At 56.0% G+C, this 19,754-nt stretch carries 20 protein-coding genes and 1 tRNA gene; 9 read left to right on the top strand and 12 right to left on the bottom strand.

Annotated features, from left to right (window positions below; all coding sequences use genetic code 11):
- Window positions 1–295 precede the first annotated feature (295 nt).
- Window positions 296–1,069, top strand: a complete 774-nt coding sequence (locus tag QZ869_RS09755; RefSeq protein ID WP_296104257.1) for a competence/damage-inducible protein A — start codon at window positions 296–298, stop codon at window positions 1,067–1,069.
- Between the two features lie 121 nt (window positions 1,070–1,190).
- Entirely contained in the window at window positions 1,191–2,036 is an 846-nt protein-coding gene (locus QZ869_RS09750; RefSeq protein ID WP_296018972.1) for a universal stress protein, read from the top strand.
- A 96-nt stretch (window positions 2,037–2,132) separates the two neighbouring features.
- Here the strand turns inward: QZ869_RS09750 and QZ869_RS09745 are convergent, their stop codons facing one another.
- From QZ869_RS09745 to QZ869_RS09730, 4 genes are all read right to left on the bottom strand, one after another.
- Entirely contained in the window at window positions 2,133–2,906 is a 774-nt protein-coding gene (locus tag QZ869_RS09745; protein ID WP_296018970.1) for an amino acid ABC transporter ATP-binding protein, read from the bottom strand.
- Window positions 2,907–2,917: 11 nt separating this feature from the next.
- Complete coding sequence (locus tag QZ869_RS09740) at window positions 2,918–4,075, bottom strand: amino acid ABC transporter permease (RefSeq protein ID WP_296018968.1); 1,158 nt, start codon at window positions 4,073–4,075, stop codon at window positions 2,918–2,920.
- Between the two features lie 5 nt (window positions 4,076–4,080).
- Window positions 4,081–5,277, bottom strand: a complete 1,197-nt coding sequence (locus tag QZ869_RS09735; protein WP_296104255.1) for an amino acid ABC transporter permease — start codon at window positions 5,275–5,277, stop codon at window positions 4,081–4,083.
- Window positions 5,278–5,384: 107 nt separating this feature from the next.
- Complete coding sequence (locus QZ869_RS09730) at window positions 5,385–6,407, bottom strand: amino acid ABC transporter substrate-binding protein (RefSeq protein ID WP_296018966.1); 1,023 nt, start codon at window positions 6,405–6,407, stop codon at window positions 5,385–5,387.
- A 339-nt stretch (window positions 6,408–6,746) separates the two neighbouring features.
- On the opposite strand from QZ869_RS09730, the gene QZ869_RS09725 reads away from it, so the two are divergent.
- On the top strand, window positions 6,747–7,934 hold the full coding sequence (locus tag QZ869_RS09725; protein WP_296104253.1) for a cystathionine beta-lyase: 1,188 nt from the start codon (window positions 6,747–6,749) through the stop codon (window positions 7,932–7,934).
- Here QZ869_RS09725 and QZ869_RS09720 read toward each other — a convergent pair.
- Window positions 7,931–9,100 carry an FAD-dependent monooxygenase gene (locus QZ869_RS09720; RefSeq protein WP_296018962.1) on the bottom strand — a complete coding sequence of 390 codons (1,170 nt, stop codon included), beginning with the start codon at window positions 9,098–9,100 and terminating at the stop codon, window positions 7,931–7,933. The two genes, QZ869_RS09725 and QZ869_RS09720, sit on opposite strands and share 4 nt — an antisense overlap.
- A gap of 24 nt (window positions 9,101–9,124) precedes the next feature.
- Window positions 9,125–9,370 (bottom strand): zinc-finger domain-containing protein, encoded by a 246-nt coding sequence (locus QZ869_RS09715; RefSeq protein WP_296018961.1) that lies wholly within the window; start codon window positions 9,368–9,370, stop codon window positions 9,125–9,127.
- Between the two features lie 154 nt (window positions 9,371–9,524).
- Between QZ869_RS09715 and QZ869_RS09710 the strand changes: the two genes are divergently transcribed.
- From QZ869_RS09710 to QZ869_RS09695, 4 genes are all read left to right on the top strand, one after another.
- A complete protein-coding gene (locus QZ869_RS09710) occupies window positions 9,525–10,304 on the top strand; it encodes an alpha/beta fold hydrolase (protein ID WP_296018959.1) in 780 nt (259 codons plus the stop codon).
- A gap of 141 nt (window positions 10,305–10,445) precedes the next feature.
- Window positions 10,446–11,270, top strand: a complete 825-nt coding sequence (gene cysE, locus QZ869_RS09705) for a serine O-acetyltransferase (protein ID WP_296037990.1) — start codon at window positions 10,446–10,448, stop codon at window positions 11,268–11,270.
- A gap of 184 nt (window positions 11,271–11,454) precedes the next feature.
- Window positions 11,455–11,658, top strand: a complete 204-nt coding sequence (locus QZ869_RS09700; RefSeq protein WP_296018955.1) for a DUF3126 family protein — start codon at window positions 11,455–11,457, stop codon at window positions 11,656–11,658.
- Between the two features lie 387 nt (window positions 11,659–12,045).
- Window positions 12,046–12,120: transfer RNA gene (locus QZ869_RS09695), tRNA-Glu, on the top strand.
- 89 nt (window positions 12,121–12,209) lie between these two features.
- Here QZ869_RS09695 and recJ read toward each other — a convergent pair.
- The 4 genes from recJ to QZ869_RS09675 all read right to left on the bottom strand — a co-directional run bounded on the left by recJ (window position 12,210) and on the right by QZ869_RS09675 (window position 16,263).
- Entirely contained in the window at window positions 12,210–14,012 is a 1,803-nt protein-coding gene (gene recJ, locus QZ869_RS09690; protein WP_296104635.1) for a single-stranded-DNA-specific exonuclease RecJ, read from the bottom strand.
- A gap of 193 nt (window positions 14,013–14,205) precedes the next feature.
- Complete coding sequence (locus QZ869_RS09685; RefSeq protein WP_296104250.1) at window positions 14,206–14,403, bottom strand: hypothetical protein; 198 nt, start codon at window positions 14,401–14,403, stop codon at window positions 14,206–14,208.
- Window positions 14,404–14,529: 126 nt separating this feature from the next.
- Entirely contained in the window at window positions 14,530–14,970 is a 441-nt protein-coding gene (locus QZ869_RS09680; protein WP_296104248.1) for a YqaA family protein, read from the bottom strand.
- A gap of 33 nt (window positions 14,971–15,003) precedes the next feature.
- Window positions 15,004–16,263: a glycerate kinase gene (locus QZ869_RS09675; protein ID WP_296104246.1), complete on the bottom strand. Its 1,260-nt coding sequence runs from the start codon at window positions 16,261–16,263 to the stop codon at window positions 15,004–15,006.
- Between the two features lie 188 nt (window positions 16,264–16,451).
- Here QZ869_RS09675 and QZ869_RS09670 point away from each other — a divergent pair, with 188 nt between their 5' ends.
- Entirely contained in the window at window positions 16,452–16,685 is a 234-nt protein-coding gene (locus QZ869_RS09670; RefSeq protein WP_296018947.1) for a hypothetical protein, read from the top strand.
- 66 nt (window positions 16,686–16,751) lie between these two features.
- Window positions 16,752–18,311, top strand: coding sequence for a phospholipase D family protein (locus tag QZ869_RS09665; RefSeq protein WP_296104243.1), 1,560 nt, complete (start codon window positions 16,752–16,754; stop codon window positions 18,309–18,311).
- Between the two features lie 80 nt (window positions 18,312–18,391).
- Here the strand turns inward: QZ869_RS09665 and QZ869_RS09660 are convergent, their stop codons facing one another.
- The gene (locus tag QZ869_RS09660; RefSeq protein WP_296018944.1) at window positions 18,392–19,228 is read right to left on the bottom strand and encodes a response regulator; all 837 of its coding nucleotides are present in this window, start codon (window positions 19,226–19,228) and stop codon (window positions 18,392–18,394) included.
- 147 nt (window positions 19,229–19,375) lie between these two features.
- A complete protein-coding gene (locus tag QZ869_RS09655) occupies window positions 19,376–19,753 on the bottom strand; it encodes a response regulator (protein ID WP_296018942.1) in 378 nt (125 codons plus the stop codon).
- Between the last annotated feature and the right edge of the window lies 1 nt (window position 19,754).

Here is a 19,754-nt window from a genome sequence, read left to right as displayed (position 1 = left end):
CGGACCGTTCTCGAATAGCGAACAACTACGCTAAAGCGTTGTCTAAGCGAAAAAATGTGCAGCGGTTTTGTGATCAAGACATGCAAAACGAAAGGCCTACGCGTGCGACGCAAATCTCAAGGATCGCGACACGCCCTACGCAATGGACTGGAACACCGCGCCTCCTGTTCAACACACAAAACGCTTTTTAGTCATTTCGAGTTTACCCAACAGCCGTCGTATTTTCTCATCGCGCGTATTGCATTCGCTGTCAGCGGGTTTAACGTCTGCCTATTCTGCATCGCGTGAGTTTCCCATGTCATCATCCCCTTCTCCATCTTCGGTCACTGCCGCCATGCTCGCCATTGGCGACGAACTTTTATCGGGTCGCACGAAGGACAAGAATATCGGACACCTTGCTGATGTTCTGACGATGTCCGGGATCGACTTGAAGGAAGTGCGAATCGTTGCCGACGAAGAGCCGGCAATCGTTGAAGCGTTGAACGCCCTGCGTGCGCGCTACGATTATGTCTTCACCTCGGGCGGGATCGGTCCGACCCATGACGACATCACCGCAGATGCGGTCTCTGCCGCCTTCGGCCTTCCTTGCGAACATGACAGCGAGGCAATGCACCTTCTCGGCGATATGTATCATGCCCGCGAGATGGAGTTTACTGACGCACGCAAGCGCATGGCCCGTATGCCACGCGGGGCGAAGCACATAGCCAATCCCGTCTCGGTTGCGCCGGGTTTTATTGTGGAGAACGTCTATGTCATGGCAGGCGTGCCGCAGGTCTTCCAGGCGATGCTGGACAACGTCGTTCCAACGCTGCAGGTCGGCACTAAGATGATGTCGCAGTCGGTACGCTCACCCTACGGGGAAGGCGACATCGGCACGCCCTTGAGCGAGGTGCAGAAGGCACACCCTCAAACCAGCATAGGCTCCTATCCGAAGTATGACGGACAGCGTTTTTCCACCGAGATCGTTGTTCGCGCGCGTGATGCCGAGCTTCTTGCGGCTGCAACGCGCGATGTTGCCGCCATGATAGAGAACATCGCGAAAGCAAAGGCCACCTCGACGGTTGCATGAACTCCTCAGGCCCAAATACGTTTTATCTCTTGAACCCATCGCCTTGATAGAGATCAAGGCGGCGGGCAAATGACGGGGACATGTTTAGTCCTGCCACTGATGCGTCACAAGGAGAAAGGCCATGGCCTATAAAACCATCCTCGCTGTTGTCGATACCGCTGAAAACACACGTCAACTGGACGCTTTCGTTGCGGCATTGGCGCAGCAGTTCTCTTCGCACGTCGTTGGTCTTCATATGGAGGCCCTAGCGGCGGTTCCTTTGATTGCCCCCATGGAAATGCCCGATCCGGCGACCATCCAAGCCGTGCAGGATGTGGCTCACAGGGAAACGACAGACGCTGGCCGGATTTTTTCCGACAGCATGGCGGCCAATGGAATTTCCAGTGAATGGCGCAGCTTCGTTTCGTCTGTCGGTTACTCGTCCCAATTATCGCTTCAGAGCGCGCGCTGTGCCGATCTCATCGTCGCAAGACAGCATAATTCATCCGCTCTGTCCGACAGCCGCGCCGATATCGACAATTTTCTCTATGAAAGCGGACGCCCGGTGCTTCTCATTCCTCACATCCTGAAAGCACCAGCCCCGATCCGTCGGGTGTTGATTGCGTGGAATGGATCCAGGGAGGCCACACGCGCCACTTTCGATGCCCTGCCCTTCCTCCAGGCGGCAGAAAGCGTGGAGGTGTTCTCTGTCGACATGGAAGATAACGACTCGGAGAAGGCGGCGCTGGCAGGGTCCGAGATTGCCGCAACGCTTGCGCGCCACGGTGTCAACGTAACGGTTACATCACAGGAAAAGCTAGAAGGCATCGCTCCGCACACAGCAATCGAAAATCGGCTGGCGGATAATAGCATCGATCTTTTGGTCATGGGCGCGTATGGGCACTCCCGCTGGTGGGAAATGCTGTTCGGCGGCGTCACCCGCACCCTTCTGGACTCGATGACGGCAATGACGCTGATGTCTCGCTGACCACTTGGATGCAATGCAAAAAGAAACCCGCCGGTCGCCCGGCGGGTTTTTGTGTTTTCAAGCCATGTTTCCATCGACGAAAGACACAAAGGCTTTCTAGTGCAGGATTTGGCTTAGGAAGAGCTTCGTGCGCTCATGCTGCGGATTGTCGAAGAATTCCTGCGGGGCGTTCTGCTCAACAATCTGGCCCTGGTCCATGAAAATGACGCGGTTGGCGACCTGACGGGCAAAGCCCATTTCGTGCGTCACACAGAGCATAGTCATTCCGTCCTCGGCAAGGCTCACCATCGTATCGAGCACTTCCTTGACCATTTCCGGATCGAGCGCGGATGTCGGCTCGTCGAAGAGCATGATCTTCGGCTTCATGCAAAGCGAGCGGGCAATCGCCACGCGCTGCTGCTGACCGCCAGAAAGCTGGCCCGGATACTTGTGCGCCTGCTCAGGGATTTTGACACGCTTCAGGTAATGCATCGCGATTTCTTCGGCGTCCTTCTTGGGCATCTTGCGAACCCAGATTGGAGCCAGCGTGCAGTTTTCCAGGATCGTCAGATGCGGGAAGAGGTTGAAGTGCTGGAATACCATGCCGACTTCACGGCGCACTTCATCGATCTTCTTCAGGTCGTTGGTCAGTTCGATGCCGTCGACAACGATGCTGCCGGACTGATGCTCTTCAAGACGGTTGATGCAGCGGATCATCGTCGACTTGCCGGAACCAGATGGACCGGCGATGACGATGCGCTCGCCCTTCATGACCTTCAGATTGATATCGCGCAGCACGTGAAAATCGCCGTACCACTTGTTCATGCCGGTGATTTCAATCGCGACATCGGTCGCGGAAACTTCCAGCTTCTTTGCTTGGGTTTCTGCCATGAGATTTTCCCTTATTTTTTATGTCCGGTGTCGAGATGGCGCTCCATGAACAAGGAATAGCGCGACATGCCGAAGCAGAATATCCAGAATATGAACCCAGCGAAAATATAGCCTGTGACGGGTGTCACCGGTGTCGCCCAGTTCGCATCTGACTGGTTGAGGTTGACGATACCAAGAAGATCGAACATGCCGATGATCGACACGAGCGAGGTATCCTTGAAAAGACCAATGAAGGTGTTGACGATACCTGGAATGACCAGCTTCAACGCCTGAGGCAAAACGATCAGCCGGGTTTTCTGCCAATAATTAAGGCCGAGCGAGTCGGCACCTTCATACTGTCCTTTCGGAATGGCCTGAAGACCGCCGCGAACGACTTCCGCCATATAGGCAGAGGCAAATAGCGACACACCGACCAGAGCACGCATGAACTTGTCGAATGTAACACCTTCCGGCAGGAACAGCGGCAGCATGATGCTGGCGAAGAACAGCACCGTGATCAGCGGGATGCCGCGAATGACTTCGATGAACGTCACGCACAGCGTCTTGATTACCGGCATTGTCGAGCGACGACCAAGCGCCAGGAGAATGCCAAGTGGCAGCGACACGGTGATCCCGAAGAAAGACAGGATCAGCGTCACCATCAGCCCGCCCCACAGCTGCGTTTCCACCCGTGGCAGGCCGAAGTAGCCGCCGACCAGCAGGAAGAAGGAGACGAAGGGCAAAACTAGGAAGAGCAACACGGCATTGGCCGTCTTGAACGGTGCCTTCGGGATCAACATCGGGATAAGCAGAATGACGAACATTGCTGCGACCAGAAGCGGCCGCCAGCGCTCATCGAACGGATAACGTCCGAACATGAACTGCTGGAACTTGGCACCAACAAACGCCCAGCAGGCGCCTGCCTGGCCGTCCGGCAAGGCACCACCCTGAGCGACAGTGAGGCAAGCCAATCGGTCGGTACCGGTCCAAACGGCATCGACGAACAGGAACTGCAGCAGCGGCGGAATGATGTAGGCGAGCAGTGCTATGGACAGCACGGTCATCACGACATCCTTCGGCGTGGCGAAGAGTTTCGTCTTGAGCCAATGCGCCACGCCGACCTGGCTGGATGGCGCCGGCTGAGCCGGCACCAATTCGCGGCGGATATAGGAAACGGGAGTAGTAGCCATGTCTCTTATCTCTCCACCAATGCCATCTTCGCGTTGAACCAGTTCATGAACAGCGCGGTGGTGATAGACAATGTCAGATAGACAATCATCCAGATCGCCACGACTTCGACAGCCTGACCCGTCTGATTGAGGATGGTGCCGCCAACCGCAACCAGGTCGGAGAAGCCGACAGCAACAGCCAGAGACGAGTTTTTCGTCAGGTTGAGATACTGGCTGGTAAGCGGTGGGATGATGATGCGCATTGCCTGAGGAACGACGATCAGGCGCGTCGTGGTGCTGGAACGCAAACCAAGCGCGTCGGCGGCTTCTGTCTGCCCCTTCGGCACAGCCTTGATACCACCGCGGACGATTTCAGCGATGAATGAGGCGGTGTAGAAGGACAGAGCCAGATAAAGCGACATGAATTCTGGCGCAATGACCGAACCACCAGCCAGGTTGAAGCGGCCAAGAACTGGCAGATCAAAGGTCAGCGGTGCGCCGAGCGCCAGGAACGTGGCAAGCGGCAAACCGATGATAATCGCGGCTCCCACGAGACCAGTGCGGAACGGCTGGCCGGTGCGCATCTGGCGTGCCTTCGCCCATCGATAGACGAAGAAGGTGATGACGATACCGACGAGAAAAGCCAACGGAACCATCCAGGTGCCCTCACCCCAAACGAATTTAGGGTAGAAGAAACCGCGATTGTTCAAGTAGGTATCGAACGGCAAGGCAAGCGATTCACGTGCCTGCGGAAGAATTGTGATGACGCCCTTGTACCAGAAAAAGATGACGAGAAGCGGCGGCAGATTGCGGAAGATTTCCACATAAGCCTGCGCGAGCTTCGATACGAGCCAGTTTCTGGAAAGCCGGGCAATGCCGACGAGGAAGCCGATGATCGAGGCGGTGATGATACCAAGAACCGCCACCTGCAAGGTGTTCAAAATACCGACGATCAGCGCGCGACCGAAGGTATTGTCGTTATTGTAATCGATCAGCGTCTGGCCGATATCGAAACCGGCGCGACCGTTCAGAAAGCCGAAGCCAGAGGCGATATTGGCGCGCTGAAGATTCTGGATCGTGTTGTTGGTGATGAACCAGACGGCCAGCACCAGGATGATGAGCGTAACGGTCTGGTAGAAGATGGACCGCATGCGCGGATCGTTGATCATGGACGTCGCGCCGGATGCGCCGGACGGTCCAGAACGGATCGTCTTGCCTGCCATAGGCACCTTTCCCTCTATATGCTCTTTTCGAGCTTATTTTATGAAGAAGAAGGAGGCAGAGATGAATATCCCCGCCTCCTGCAAAAGCTGTTTAGGCTTTAAAGCAATCAGCGAACCGGAGGTGCGTACTGCAGGCCGCCCTTGTTCCACAGAGAGTTCAGGCCACGCTCGATCTTGAGAGGGGAGCCTGGACCGACGTTACGGTCGAAGACTTCACCGTAGTTGCCGACAGTCTTGATGATGTTGTAGGCCCACTCGTTGGCGACGCCCAGATCGGTACCGATCTTGGTGCCTTCTTCCGTGCCGAGAAGACGCTTGACGTCCGGGTTGGCAGAAGCCTTCTGCTCATCGACGTTCTTGGAGGTGATGCCGAGTTCTTCAGCATTGACCATGGCGTAGTGAACCCAGCTGACGAGGTCGAACCACTGGTCGTCACCCTGGCGGACGGCTGGTCCAAGCGGCTCCTTGGAGATGATTTCAGGCAGAACCATGTTTTCATCAGGGTTCTTCATCTTCAGACGGATAGCGTAGAGGCCGGACTGGTCCGTGGTGTAGACGTCGCAACGACCGGAGTCATAAGCGGAGGTCGCGTCGGATTCTTTTTCGAATACGACGGGGTTGTACTGAAGGTTGTTGGTCTTGAAGTAGTCGGCGAGGTTGAGTTCGGTCGTCGTTCCCTGCTGAACGCACACGGCAGCGCCGGAAAGCTCAAGAGCAGACTTCACGTTGAGGCTCTTCTTCACGATGAAGCCCTGGCCGTCGTAATAGTTGACGGTGCGGAAGTTGAAGCCGAGAGACGTGTCGCGGCTGATCGTCCAAGTGGTGTTACGCGTCAGAACGTCGATTTCGCCGGACTGAAGGGCCGGGAAACGATCCTTGGAGGTCAGCGGAACGTACTTCGCCTTGGAAGCGTCACCGAACACGGCGGCAGCGATACCGCGGCAATAGTCGACGTCGATACCGGACCATTCGCCCTTGTCATCAGGGTTCGAGAAACCCGGAATGCCGGAGCTGACGCCACAGGTGACGAAACCCTTTGCCTTAACATCCTGAAGAGTACCGGCAGATGCAGCCGTTGCAGCTCCCAAGACTGCTGCGCCAATAGCGGCTGACAGAAGTGCCTTTTTCATTTTTCCCAACCTTTGTCTCTTTTTTCTCGATTGGAGAGGACCGGCACCCGCCGTGGCTTGCAACAGTCTCTCCGCTTCACCTCCCGGTGTGCGTCCCTATCACAATCGCAATTGCTGCCATGGTCAAGACTTTCGCGAAGCAATTGTGTCTAAAAAACGGAATTTTCAAATTTCCGTCCTTTAAGTGAGCATATGACTATTTTTTGCGCGAAAATCGCTCAAAATCTACTCATCCTGTCAGGCAGGTAGACTGGTTTTTCCCATGTCCGGAGAAGCGGCTTGACCTTGAGAGCAAATCCTCGGCATCTTCGCGCATCACAATAATGAGAGACTTGCAGCATGAAAGACAAGAACGAGATCCTCGGCGGCTCGGGTGTAAACACGCGCCTCGCGCATCTTGGAAATGATCCGACCGAGTTCTTCGGCTTCGTCAACCCCCCCATCGCCCGCGGCTCTACAGTTCTGTTCCCGGATGCTGCAACCTTGATGTCAGGCGATCAGCCTTACACCTATGGCACGCACGGAACGCCAACGACGGCTGCGCTTTGCAGCATGATCGATAGCCTGGAGGGCTCCGCAGGCACGATCCTTCTGTCGTCAGGCCTTGCGGCGGTGACTGTGCCATTTCTCGCCTATCTCAGCGCTGGCGATCATGCGCTCGTCGTCGATTCGGTCTACTTCCCCACTCGGCGTTTCTGCAACACGATGCTTAAGCAATATGGCGTCGAGGTCGAATATTACGATCCGGCGATCGGCGCGGGAATAGAAGCTCTGATCCGACCGAACACCCGGCTCGTTCATCTTGAGGCGCCAGGCTCGAACACGTTCGAAATGCAGGATGTCGGCCTGATTTCGTCCATCGCCCACCGCTATGACTGCGTCGTGACAATAGATAACACCTGGGCGACTCCACTCTATTTTCGCCCTCTCGACCACGGCGTGGATGTCTCGATCCATGCGGCAACGAAATATCCTGCGGGCCATTCCGACATTTTGATGGGCTTTGTGTCCGCCAATGAAAAGCATTGGAAAAAGCTATATGACGCCAATACCAATCTCGGCATGTGCGTGACGTCCGACGACGCCTATCAGGTGTTGCGCGGCATGCGAACGATGGGCATCCGGCTCGATCATCACCAAAAGAGCGCCCTCGACATTGCGCAATGGCTCGAGGCGCGAGACGATGTCGCCCGTGTACTGCACCCTGCCCTGCCAAGTTTTCCGACACACGACATCTGGAAGCGCGATTTCAAGGGTTCGAGCGGTGTCTTCTCTTTTGTCCTGAAGGCTGACAACGCCAAGTCTACGGCAAAGGCGCACGCCTTTCTTGATGCCTTATCGATCTTTGGTCTGGGCTATTCGTGGGGTGGCTACGAATCACTCGCCATCCCCGTCAATCTTGCCGACCGAACGATCGCGAAAGCGCCTACCGAAGGCCCCGTCATCCGGCTTCAGATCGGGCTTGAGGATGTAGCAGACATAAAACGCGATCTGGAAGCGGGTTTCGCTGCTGCGGCGAAAGCCTAAAGCCCTTCCGCTTTGTAGCCGTAGAGCCAATCGAAGTCCGCCAGGAATTGCTCTGGCGGACGCAAAGAGAGAAGGATGTCGCGCCCAATGCGCATGGGGCCGCGTGCATGGTAGGCGAAGCTGTTGAGCTTCGCCCGCTTTCTTGCCTTATCGACACGGGACATCCGATGTGCTGCGAATCTATCTAGCGATGCGCCAATGATTTCCCCACGCGACACGAAAGTGGCGAGTTCAAAAGCATCCTCGATGGCCATCGCAGCGCCCTGTGCGGCAAAAGGCATCATGGCATGAGCGGCATCTCCGATCAGTATCGTGTGGCGGCCATCTTGCCACTGACCTGCACCGGCTTGGAACAACGGCCAGAAGGTCGGGTTTGCAGCGCCGTCCAGCAATTGTGCAAAGGCCGGATTCCAATGGCGAAACTGCTGCAAGAGAAACGCCTTTTGCTGGCGTTGCGCTTCGGCCTTCCAGGTATCGCCGGGATTTGCGCCAACGGAGATGGCGACGATGTTGAAATCGCCGGTTTCCGTCAGAGGATAGGCGACGATATGGGCAGACGGCCCGAGGAAGGCGGTCACCGAATGACGTTTGAGGAAACCGGGTGCATCTCGTTCCTGCAACGTAAATCGCCATGCGACATTGCCTGAGAAGGTCGCGGCCGGTGCATTCGGCACGCAATAGCGCGTGGCTGACCAAACTCCATCGGCACCGACGATCATATCCGGTTGCGTGAAAATCGTGCGTGCAATCGTGTGCGTGTCGACGTAATCCAGCCTCTTTCCCAGATGCAGACGACACAGTGGATTGGAACTGACGGCGGCAAGAATAGCCCGCTGCAAACTAGCCCGGTGAAGAACGCCATAAGGCGCGCCCCAGCGCGCTCTTGCCACGCTTTTCATAGGCAGGGACATGAGCGTCTTGAGAGACAGACCGGAGGAAAGATCGACGCTCAGCGGCTCCAGCCACATGTCTTCAATCTGAGGCAGGACATTCAGCGCCGACAGAATATGCGCTGCATTGGGCGAGATCTGTAGCCCGGCGCCGACCTCAGCGAGTTCGGACGCCTGCTCGATGATGTCAGTTGCGATGCCATATCGGGCGAAAGATAGCGCTGCGGTGAGACCAGCTATGCCGGCACCGATGATCGCCACTGTTTTGATGGGCATGGAAAGCCCCAACTTCTAATGGGGTTACGCTGCCTTCACATGGAAGACGCAGCCGGGAGGATTGGTCTGCGTGGCTTTCAGCGACGGATTGTAGCGATAGAGCGTTGAACAGTAGGAGCAAACCTTTTCGTTCTCGTCGCCCATATCGATGAAAATGTGAGGGTGATCAAAAGGCACCGATGCTCCGGTACACATGAATTCCTTGACGCCGATTTCGATCATGCGGTGTCCGCCGTCGTTCTGGAAGTGAGGAATTGTGTGGCCAGCCATGTTCTTCTCCAAGAATGCGAAATCGTCTCTGAGCCAACGCTCTAATTGTTCGAGTATGTAGCGTTAAATCGGTCGAACCTCCATAGAAAAGAGCGCGGAATATTTCCAACACGTCCATTTCCTGACATATGGTCGGCAAAACAGGAGGTCCTTGATGAATCTCAACCTGCCGCAATTTTTGTCCTTCCAGCGAGACGGACTGCAACTGAGCTATTTCGATGAGGGTGATCCGTCCGGCGCACCCGTCTTCCTGATTCACGGCTTTGCTTCCAGCGCCGCGGTGAACTGGGTTCATCCAGGTTGGGTAAAGACCCTTGGCGATGCCGGTTATCGCGTTATCGCACTCGATAATCGCGGCCACGGAGCCAGCGACAAGCCGCATGATCCGGAGGCCTACTATCCGGCGGTGATGGCTGAAGACGCGGTCGGACTGCTCAATCACCTCGGCATCCCGGAAGCGCATATTATGGGTTATTCCATGGGCGCACGCATCTCCGCTTTCATGGCGGTGGCTCATCCGGAGCGTGTTCGATCGCTGGTGTTCGGTGGTCTCGGTATCGGCATGGTCGATGGTGTGGGAGACTGGGATCCGATTGCGGATGCGCTTCGGGCACCATCCCTCGACGTGGTCACACATGAACGAGGCCGCATGTTTCGCGCCTTTGCCGAACAGACCAAGAGCGACCGCGTGGCGCTTGCTGCCTGCATCGAGACCTCGCGCGTCCTCGTGACACGGGACGAGGCCAGAAAGATCGACGCCCCTACTCTGATTGCCGTCGGAACCAAAGACGATATCGCCGGCTCCGGCCAGGAACTGGCAGATCTGATGCCCAACGCGCGAGCCATCGACATTCCCAATCGCGATCACATGCTGGCGGTCGGCGACCGTGTCTTCAAGGCAGCGGTTCTGGAGTTCTATGCCGATCTCACATGATTGGCTGATCAAGAAAACTCGTTCCACAAAGCTTTCAGAAAAACTGATGCTTTACCGCCTTTAACGGCATGGGCGGATACCTATTTCTGTGCAACGTATTTTTCGATATAGTGGCGCAAACCGGTTTTAAGGACAGCTGACATGGTCGCACGCACAGAGACCCGCCAGAATGATCAGATCGCAGTCGTCGATCCGATCTGGGGCAGTTTGTTGAACGAAGCGCGCACGGCTGCTGCTCAGGATCCGCTGCTGTCGGCGTTCTTCTATTCCACGATCCTCAATCATCATTCGCTGGAAGATAGCGTCATCTATCGCATTTGCGAGCGTCTCGATCATCCTGATATGCAGGCCGTCCTCTTGCGCCAGACGTTTTCGGAGATGCTTCACGACTGGCCGGAATGGGGCGCAATCCTGCGCGTCGATATTCAGGCTGTCTACGACCGGGATCCGGCCTGCACGCGTTTCATGGAGCCGGTTTTGTACTTCAAAGGCTTCCACGCCATCCAGACGCACCGCCTCGCCCACTGGCTTTGGTCAAAGGGCAGGAAGGATTTCGCCCTTTACTTGCAAAGCAGATCCTCAAGCGTGTTCCAGACCGACATCAACCCGCAGGCCACCGTCGGAAAAGGTTTGTTTCTCGATCACGCAACTGGTCTCGTCGTTGGATCGACCGCTGTCATCGGCGACAACGTTTCCATTCTTCAGGGTGTCACTCTGGGCGGCACAGGCAAGGAAACCGGAGACCGGCACCCTAAGATCAGAAGCGGCGTGCTGATCGGCGCGGGCGCAAAAATTCTTGGTAATATCGAGGTGGGAAGTTGCTCTCGCGTCGCGGCGGGATCGGTGGTTCTGAAGCCTGTTCCGCCCAATACCACCGTTGCAGGCGTACCGGCGCGGATCGTTGGCGAAGGCGGTTGCAACGAGCCGTCCCGGATCATGGACCAAATCATCGGAGCCGATATCTGACACTTTCGAAAGCAAAAACGTAGCCTGCGTGGACCGCATAATGCGTCACGCGGGGGATTTGCTGCTTCGACTTTACTTTCGCCTTTAACCCGTGCCAAAAGCGGCGCAGATTGAAAATCACGACGTCCCGATGGTTGGCCCCGAAGGTCGACCGACGCCGTGAGAACCGCACAGGAGAAGACTGGTGAAAGCCGACGAAATCAAAAAGCTCGACGCCTATTTCAAGCGCACTTTTAACGACAAGATGGTCGTCAAGGCACGTCCCCGCAAGGACGATTCTGCCGAAGTGTACATGGGCGATGAGTTCCTCGGAGTCGTTTACATCGACGATGAAGACGGCGATCGTTCTTACAACTTCTCCATGGCGATCCTCGACGTCGATCTCTGATCGCACTGCTCGATAATCAGGATCGAAGCCTGACGATATTGGCGCCCGGGACATCTGTCACCGGGCGTTTTTTATGCTGCGCGCATCAGCGCATGACCTGCTGATTTGATTTTTCACAGTTCTTTTTGATAGCTGGAACCAAAATCTACGCCGCTCGTTTCTTCGCTGTCCCCCCGATGAAGCGTGAGGCGGCGATCAAACGGGAACCCCTGATCCCACGCCACCTCACGCTTCCCCCGCTCATTTCCCCGACATCGACGAATTTACAGAGTTCTCTCTCGGGCAGCGACCGCTTGATCCAAAAAAATTCGCATAAATTCAAAAAAACCGAAATTGGCGCTTGCGGAGAATCCGATGCCTGACTATAAGGCCTCCACCACAGCGCACGCGCCCTTCGTCTATCGGTTAGGACGTCAGATTTTCATTCTGAAAAGAGGGGTTCGACTCCCCTAGGGCGTGCCACTTGCCCTCTTAAATCAGTGTTTTACAGGTCTTTATTGAAGTACCGTAATAGGTAGGCCTTGCTCTTTTTTACGGAGTGACGTCTTTGCCTACGGCGCAAAAGCAGCATCCAGGACGCGCAGTTGGACCCTTTTCTGCCCCTGCCAGTGCTCCGCACCCAGCGTGCCCGCCACATGAATCTGACGTCCGCGAGCATTCATCAGCATCTGCCCGAGTGGTGCATCCGCTGCACGAAAAGCTATGCCGTCGAGGCGTGAACCATCCAGTGCTTCCAGCGTGATCTTGATATGCGACGTGCCGACGATTCGGACATCACGCAGCCTGTGCGAAGGGATGGCGAAAATCGGCTGCGAGTGGCCCGAACCGTACGGCCCCGCCTGCTCGAGTTGGTCGATCAGCTCCAGCGTTGCGCCAGAAGCGCCGATGGCGCCATCGATTTTGAGGACGCTGTTTTCGACCAGTTGCGAGACTGTCTTCTGTGCCGCCTCTTCAAAAAAGGTACGGAGCCGTCCGAGATTGGCGCGTTCTACCGTGAGGCCCGCAGCCATGGCATGACCGCCACCTTTCACCAACAGTCCCGCTTCGACAGCGTTGCGCACCATGCGCCCCATATCGAAACCGTTGATGGAACGACCGGAGCCTGTGCCTCGCCCTTGCGAATCGAATGCTATGGCGAAAGCCGGGCGGCGGAAGCGATCCTTCAGCCGCGACGCCAGAAGACCGACAATACCGGGATGCCAGTTCTCGCGGGCTGTCACGATGACGCCTGCGCCAGAGCCATCGCCATATTCGAACAGCGCTTCCGCTTCAGCCTCGGCAAGCATTGCCGCTTCCATGGCCTGACGCTCTCGGTTCAACTCGTCGAGCTTTTCCGCAATGACTTCGGCTTGCGTGCTGTCGTCGAGGGTGAGGAGCCGGCTGCCCAGGGCGGCATCGCCAATACGTCCACCGGCGTTGATGCGCGGCCCGATGAGAAAGCCGAAATGATAGGGCGTCACCGGACCGCCAAGACCTGCCTTCTTGAAGAGTGCGGCCAACCCCACGTTATTCATATGCCGCGCCGCAACCAGTCCTTTTACCACATAGGCGCGGTTGAGGCCTTTCAACGGCACGACATCGCAAACCGTCGCAAGAGCCACGATGTCCAGATAGGTCAACAGATCCAGCATGAAAGCCTGACGGTTGTGCCGCTCTTTCAGGACGCGGAGTGTTGCGACAAGAACGAGGAACACCACGCCGGCAGCGCAGAGATGTCCCTGCCCCGACAGATCGTCTTCTCTGTTAGGGTTCACGAGAGCGACCGCAGGAGGAAGTTCGGTTCCAACCTGGTGGTGGTCGATGACCAGTACATCTGTTCCGGCATCGCGCGCGACGACAAGCGACTCATGGCTGGTGGAGCCGCAATCGACCGTGATGATCAAGGTCGCGCCTTTAGCAGCAAGCTGCTGCATCGCAGCGGGATTGGGGCCGTATCCTTCGAAAATGCGGTCGGGAATGTAGATTTCCGGCTCGAGGCCAAAATGATGGAGAAAGCGATACATCAGCGCCGAAGACGCAGCTCCATCCACATCGTAATCCCCGAAAATTGCGATCTTCTCATGCTTTTCGATGGCATCGGCAATACGCTGGGCGGCTTTCTCGCAATCGGTAAGCGTGCGGGGATCAGGCATCAGCGATCTTATCGTCGGATCCAGAAAAGCCAGTGCGTCATCGACGCCGACATTGCGTCCTGCCAGAACGCGTGCAATCAGCTCCGGAATTCCATGGACCTGCGACATGGCGAGCGCACGGTTCTGAGCGGCCTGATCGAGCCGTGACATCCATCGCTGTTCTGTCGCTGACCGCTCCACTCCAAGAAACGCCCTTGTAACGGTATCGACCGTTTCAATCATCGCCATTGCTAGCCCATATCGTGTTTTTTTCCGCCATACCTTAACGGCCTATAGCATTGGACCTGCAATCGGAATCGATTTTATGAAAAGCGCCATTCACAGCTTTAAAAATTCAGCGTCCTCGGGGCGTTCCAGGGCACGACGTTCTGACAAGGCGATCAGGCTTTTTACTCGCGACACAAACGCGTTTGCCCTACCAAAGCGGCAGGAAGATGAAAGCTGCAAGCCCGCACACAATCGCTGCGATGAGGCAGACGAGACGCCAGTCACGTGTCTCGCTCGTCGTTTCGAATTCCAATCCAGGAAAATTATCGTTTGCTCCAGATCGGCGAATCCTGCGGCCCGAACCGAGCCCTTGCCGATCGCTTTTGAAACTGATCTTCGATTTCACGGCAGCGCCTCCCTTCGCCTTGGTGAATTCATAAAAATCATATCATCAGCATGATGGATTTTGCAAAGGCTCTACGCTGAGCGAGGTTTCGGATGGCGCATCATCACCGAGAGACATAGATGTCGCTCAAACTATACCTTGCGTCACCAAGGCCAAAACCAGATAACGCCCGAACTTGGCGAGTGTGACAATGGCGATGAAGGATGCGAACGGCTCGCGCATGACGCCAGCAACGACCGTCAAGGGATCGCCAATGATCGGTAGCCAGCTCGCCAACAGCGACCATCGTCCATAGCGCGCATACCAGTTCTGGGCCTTGTCGAGCTTCTGGGAAGATACGGGAAACCATCGCCGGTGACGATACAGCATCACCCCTCGCCCCAGATACCAGTTGACGACGGAGCCCAATATATTTCCAAGACTGGCCACGGTAACGAGCAGGACAGGCGAATATTGTCCTGTCATCGTCAGATAGACCAGAACGGATTCAGACTGCGCCGGAACAAGCGTTGCAGCCAGAAAGGCAGATGCAAACAACCCGAAATATGCGCCTAGCTCGCCCCCCATCAGTGCGCTTTCGGCATAGCTTGCAACGCCGGCCTATTCCAGCAGGAAGGCCCGAAAATCATTGACGTTGGTGCCGGTCGGGCCGGGTGTAAAAAGATCGCCAGCCAGATGAAAAGCCCACCACGCATCGTGACCGGCAAGAAGCGAGCGAGCGTCCCCGCCAGATGCGCGAATACGGGCAACAGTCTTCCCATCACAGAAAGCACCCGCATTGTTCTCCGATCCATCAATTCCATCCGTATCCGCTGCCAGCGCCGTTATACCGTCAGTTCCCTGCAAGTCGAGCGCGGCAGATAACAGAAACTCGGAATTACGCCCGCCTTTGCCGTAGCTTCCAGAGCCAATCGTCACCGTCGTTTCCCCTCCCGAGAGAAGGACCATAGGCCTTTGTCTGGCAGTACGGCTTGAAAATTCCCGCGCCAATGCGGCATGCATCCTTCCGATATCCTTGGCTTCGCCTTCGATGCAGTCCGACAGTATGAGGGGGTCAACTCCCCGCTCCCTGGCACGCTGTGCAGCCGCTTCCATTGACACGCGGGCAGACGCGATGACATGAACTTCATCTGAGGAAAATGACGGATCGGACGGCATCGGAGCCGCCTCGCGGGTGATGGAGTCGATAACGCGTTGCGGCAGCGTAATGCGATAATCGCGGATCGCCCGTAATGCCTCCTCCGAACGGCTTTCATCCGGCACGGTTGGGCCGGAAGCGACAAAGGCAGGATGATCCCCCGGCACGTCGGAAACGATCAGACTGACGACGCGGGCCGGATGGGCAAGAGCCGCCAAACGCCCGCCCTTGATCCGGGAAAAGTGTTTTCGCACCACATTCATCGCAGAGATCGGCGCACCAGATGCAAGGAGTGCTTCATTCAGCGCTATCTCGTCGTCCAGCGAAAAACCGTGCGGTGGCGAAGGCAACAGTGCCGAGCCGCCACCGGAAATGAGCGCGATCACCAGATCATCCTCAGTCAGCCCCTCCACGGCGCTGATCAATGCCTGTGAGGCGGCTAATCCTGCCGCATCCGGAACGGGATGCGCAGACTGCAACACCCTGATGGACTGGCATTGGGCGATAGGCCCGTGACGGGCCACCACGACTCCTTCGAGCGGATGAGGCCAAGCCCTTTCGAACGCCGCCGCCATCTGGCTCGCAGCCTTACCAGCCCCTATCACGACAGTGCGACCCTTCGGCCTTTCCGGAAGATGTGCGCGGATTGCCTCGTAAGGGTCTGCTGCGCGAACAGCTGCAAAAAACAGATCTTCTAAAAATGCACGCGACGTGGCAGTCATCACTTACTCCGGTGGAGCGAAAGGCTCCATTACAGCCGACAATGTCTTCTATGGGCTACGGCGACAAGGCCATGTGCGACAAAAGCAGTTCCTACTCGGGCATCTTTGAAGCCTGATGAAACTTCAAGCGAGGTTGAAGCGTTCGGTAAATTATAGCTTGCATTTTGACAGGCGCGGGGAGTTGAACGATGACCAATACCGAAAATCTTGGCCCAGAGTATCATCACCACAGCAAAAAGAACCTTCTTCGCAGAAGGCCTTTCGTATGGTCGCGTCGCAAGTCCAAGCCTTGGGGGCTGACGATTGCTGTCATCGGAACGCTGATCGTGGCCGCAAGCGCCATTGCCATCACCTATCTAGTGACCTCGCATCCCGGTATGCCGGAGCCAAATCCTGGAATTGAAACGCAGACCACGCGGTAAAGAGCGGGCTAGGACGGCAAACGCACGATACGCACGAGCGAAACTATGTTGGGGGCATGAGGCGAAGTGATCGGTACCATTCTGATAGCAATCGTCCTCATTGTCTGCGGTGTTTTCGCGCTTGCCATTCTTTCCCGTCGCCAGGAACGCGCAATAACGAAGATCGCTTCTACGGCGCTTCCCAAAGCCACAGATAGCACAGCGCTCGACCGGCATTGGTCTAATATCGGCAAAGATCACGACAGTAATCATACGGCTCTCGCGCTGGTCCAGTCGAACATGGATGCCTTCGCACTCAGAGTTTCTTCGGCTCGCGCTGCTGGCCGCAGCCTCGACCTCATGTACTACATGTGGAACGCCGATCTGACCGGGCAGCTGATGATGCGTGAGGTCTTAGCCGCCGCCGATCGTGGCGTGAGGGTTCGTCTGTTGCTGGACGACCTGGGCGTGACTATGTCGGACAGAGTCTTTCACGCTATCGATAGCCATCCCCAGATCGAATTGCGTCTTTTTAATCCCACCAAGGCGCGGGAAAACATCTTTCGGCGCGGCATCGAACTCGTCTTGCGGTTTCGCAGCGTCAACAGGCGGATGCATAACAAGGCCTGGATCGCAGATGGTCGGGCATTGATCATTGGTGGACGCAATATCGGGGATGCCTATTTCGACGCAGCAGAGGCAGCGAACTTCCGCGACTTCGATGTACTTGCACATGGCAAATCGGTCAGCGATGCAGAAGACATATATGACGACTATTGGAACAGTGCGGTTGCTATCCCCGTTCGCTCGCTCCTTGCACGACGGCCGAGCAAGTTGGCGCGACTTCGTCGGAAGCTAGATCGTCTGGCTACAAGCGAGGCTGCGCGACCGTATCTTCAGAAAGTGGAAAGTCTGCATCATCACGGTGGGTTTCTCATGTCCGACCGACTTGAGTGGGTGGCGTCCGCGAGCGTGCTCGCCGACCCTCCTGAAAAGGCGGCGGGCAAGCGTCGTAGCGGCCATAACTACCTGATGGAAAATCTTTTGCCCATCATGGAGGGCGCTAAGGTGAGACTAAAGATCACGTCTCCCTATTTCATCCCCGGACAAAAGGGTGTCGAAACGCTATCGCGGCTTTCTGCCGATGGCGTCAGCGTATCGGTCCTTACCAATTCGCTGGCAGCGACCGATGTGGCTGCCGTTCATGCCGGCTATGCGCGGTACCGACGCCCTCTTCTGCTGAATGGAATCAAGATCCACGAGTTACGCGCACTGGCCGATCAGCACAACGCACTGTCCTTACGTGGCTCCGGGCAGGCAAGTCTCCATACCAAAGCATTTACCTGCGACGGTGAAACGGGCTTTGTCGGTTCGCTGAACTTCGACCCGCGTTCAATGTCTCTCAACACTGAGATGGGGGTGCTGTTCACGTCCGAAACGCTTGCCGTACAGATGGACGAGATCTTCACCCAGGAAACCAGCCGCGAGATGAGTTTCGAATTGGCATTGAGTCCGAAGAAGCGGTTGATCTGGAATGGATTGGTAAAAGGAAGACCTCGCTTTTACGGCAAGGAACCCTATGCAAGCCTGTCCCGCCGCTGCATTTCGTTGATCTTGGGCATTTTGCCGCTGGAGTCCCAGCTATAGACAAACCGCCTGCGGGGCGCAGGCGGTTTGACGTTGATTTTGTATGAAAACAGCAAGCTCAGAACGAGTGTAGTCGGGTGTCAGGCCGCCGCTTTCGAACTGGCGCCGCGTGCGCTCTTGATCTGGACCAGCGTGTCGAGGTTCTGGTTCACGCGGCAATAAAACTCCTCTTCGATGAAGGGGCGCAGCATGAAGTCGTTTCCGCCAGCCTTCAGGAAGCGTGCCGACAGCAACCGGTTATTGGATGATGACACGCCGATGATGCGCAACTCATGGGAGCCGCGCATTGTGCGAATGCGCCGAGTAAGCTCAAACCCGTCAATATCGGGCATGTTGTAATCAGTCACGACTAGACCGATGTCGGGATTGTTGCGAAGGATTTCCAGGGCCTTCGCCCCACTATCGGCAAGGCTTACACGGAAATTATAGCGCTTCAAACGACTGGAGAGCAGCGCTCGAGCGGTTGGGCTATCGTCCACGATCAGAACATGATGGCGGTGATTGGTGAGGAAACGGCAAACCGATTCCGTCAACATATCGACTGCGAAGACATTGTCCTTGAGAATATAGTCAACCACCTCCTTGGTGATCAGTTTCTCTCGCGTGTCTTCATGGAAGGTGCTGGTGAAGACGATCGTAGGAATGGAAAGATCGATGAGATATTCAAGCGCTTCGCCGTTCTCTGCACCGGGCAGATTGATGTTCGAGATCGCGAGCGTAACCTTTTCAGTCGAATGCTCATAGCATTCCTGAAGCTCTTCGAAATTGCGGCAGACTTCCACGGTAAGGCCAAGCAATTCCATCAGACGGGCACCGATCATCTGGGTGAAGACATTGGAGTCCTCCGCGAGCAATATTCTCGTATCGTGGAATGGAACGCCGGAATATTGCATGCCCGTAATGCCAAGAAAATTCATGTAGTCCCCCAGAGCCAAATCATGGAAGGACAATAGAAAATTTTATTTTCTGAAAAATTAATAAGAATGAGCCACAATTATCTTGGTTTATGAAAGATGAATTGAGATCAATTCGTCCACAGAATTCGATCTAACGCCGACACATTTCTATGCTGCGAACTTCCTCAGCACTTCAGTAACAATCTGTGTATCGTAAGGCTTCGGAAAGAAAACGCTCCGCGGCGGCAACGCGTCGTTCTCGAGGCGGTGATGGCCGGACGTCAGTAGAATTCCGAGTTGCCTGTCAGTCTGACAGGCTATTCGCGCGAGTTGAACGCCATCCATGCTGCCCGGCATGTCGACATCGGTGAACAGAACCCCAACGTCTGGCCGGGCACGTAGGATCGTCAGCGCTTCATCGGCGCCGCCAGCCTCTATTGCGCTGAAACCCGCATCTTCGACCATATCCACTGCCATCATGCGCAGAAGCGGATCGTCTTCCACGACGAGGACGACCTGTTTGGCGACCAGTTGTTCTTGAGCCATG

This window comes from uncultured Agrobacterium sp. (assembly GCF_913777885.1).
Lineage (GTDB): Bacteria > Pseudomonadota > Alphaproteobacteria > Rhizobiales > Rhizobiaceae > Agrobacterium.
This window is presented reverse-complemented; position numbering and strand designations above follow the sequence as displayed.

Excerpts from the sequence above, each read along its gene's own strand:
- QZ869_RS09710 (WP_296018959.1), top strand. The coding sequence starts at position 9,525 with ATGAATCTCAACCTGCCGCAATTTTTGTCCTTCCAGCGAGACGGACTG.
- QZ869_RS09715 (WP_296018961.1), bottom strand. The coding sequence starts at position 9,370 with ATGGCTGGCCACACAATTCCTCACTTCCAGAACGACGGCGGACACCGC.
- QZ869_RS09745 (WP_296018970.1), bottom strand. The coding sequence starts at position 2,906 with ATGGCAGAAACCCAAGCAAAGAAGCTGGAAGTTTCCGCGACCGATGTC.
- QZ869_RS09655 (WP_296018942.1), bottom strand. The coding sequence starts at position 19,753 with ATGGCTCAAGAACAACTGGTCGCCAAACAGGTCGTCCTCGTCGTGGAA.
- QZ869_RS09720 (WP_296018962.1), bottom strand. The coding sequence starts at position 9,100 with ATGCCCATCAAAACAGTGGCGATCATCGGTGCCGGCATAGCTGGTCTC.
- QZ869_RS09735 (WP_296104255.1), bottom strand. The coding sequence starts at position 5,277 with ATGGCAGGCAAGACGATCCGTTCTGGACCGTCCGGCGCATCCGGCGCG.
- QZ869_RS09680 (WP_296104248.1), bottom strand. The coding sequence starts at position 14,970 with ATGGGGGGCGAGCTAGGCGCATATTTCGGGTTGTTTGCATCTGCCTTT.
- QZ869_RS09740 (WP_296018968.1), bottom strand. The coding sequence starts at position 4,075 with ATGGCTACTACTCCCGTTTCCTATATCCGCCGCGAATTGGTGCCGGCT.
- QZ869_RS09660 (WP_296018944.1), bottom strand. The coding sequence starts at position 19,228 with ATGAATTTTCTTGGCATTACGGGCATGCAATATTCCGGCGTTCCATTC.
- QZ869_RS09670 (WP_296018947.1), top strand. The coding sequence starts at position 16,452 with ATGACCAATACCGAAAATCTTGGCCCAGAGTATCATCACCACAGCAAA.
- QZ869_RS09675 (WP_296104246.1), bottom strand. The coding sequence starts at position 16,263 with ATGACTGCCACGTCGCGTGCATTTTTAGAAGATCTGTTTTTTGCAGCT.
- QZ869_RS09750 (WP_296018972.1), top strand. The coding sequence starts at position 1,191 with ATGGCCTATAAAACCATCCTCGCTGTTGTCGATACCGCTGAAAACACA.
- QZ869_RS09755 (WP_296104257.1), top strand. The coding sequence starts at position 296 with ATGTCATCATCCCCTTCTCCATCTTCGGTCACTGCCGCCATGCTCGCC.
- QZ869_RS09730 (WP_296018966.1), bottom strand. The coding sequence starts at position 6,407 with ATGAAAAAGGCACTTCTGTCAGCCGCTATTGGCGCAGCAGTCTTGGGA.
- cysE (WP_296037990.1), top strand. The coding sequence starts at position 10,446 with ATGGTCGCACGCACAGAGACCCGCCAGAATGATCAGATCGCAGTCGTC.
- QZ869_RS09725 (WP_296104253.1), top strand. The coding sequence starts at position 6,747 with ATGAAAGACAAGAACGAGATCCTCGGCGGCTCGGGTGTAAACACGCGC.
- recJ (WP_296104635.1), bottom strand. The coding sequence starts at position 14,012 with ATGATTGAAACGGTCGATACCGTTACAAGGGCGTTTCTTGGAGTGGAG.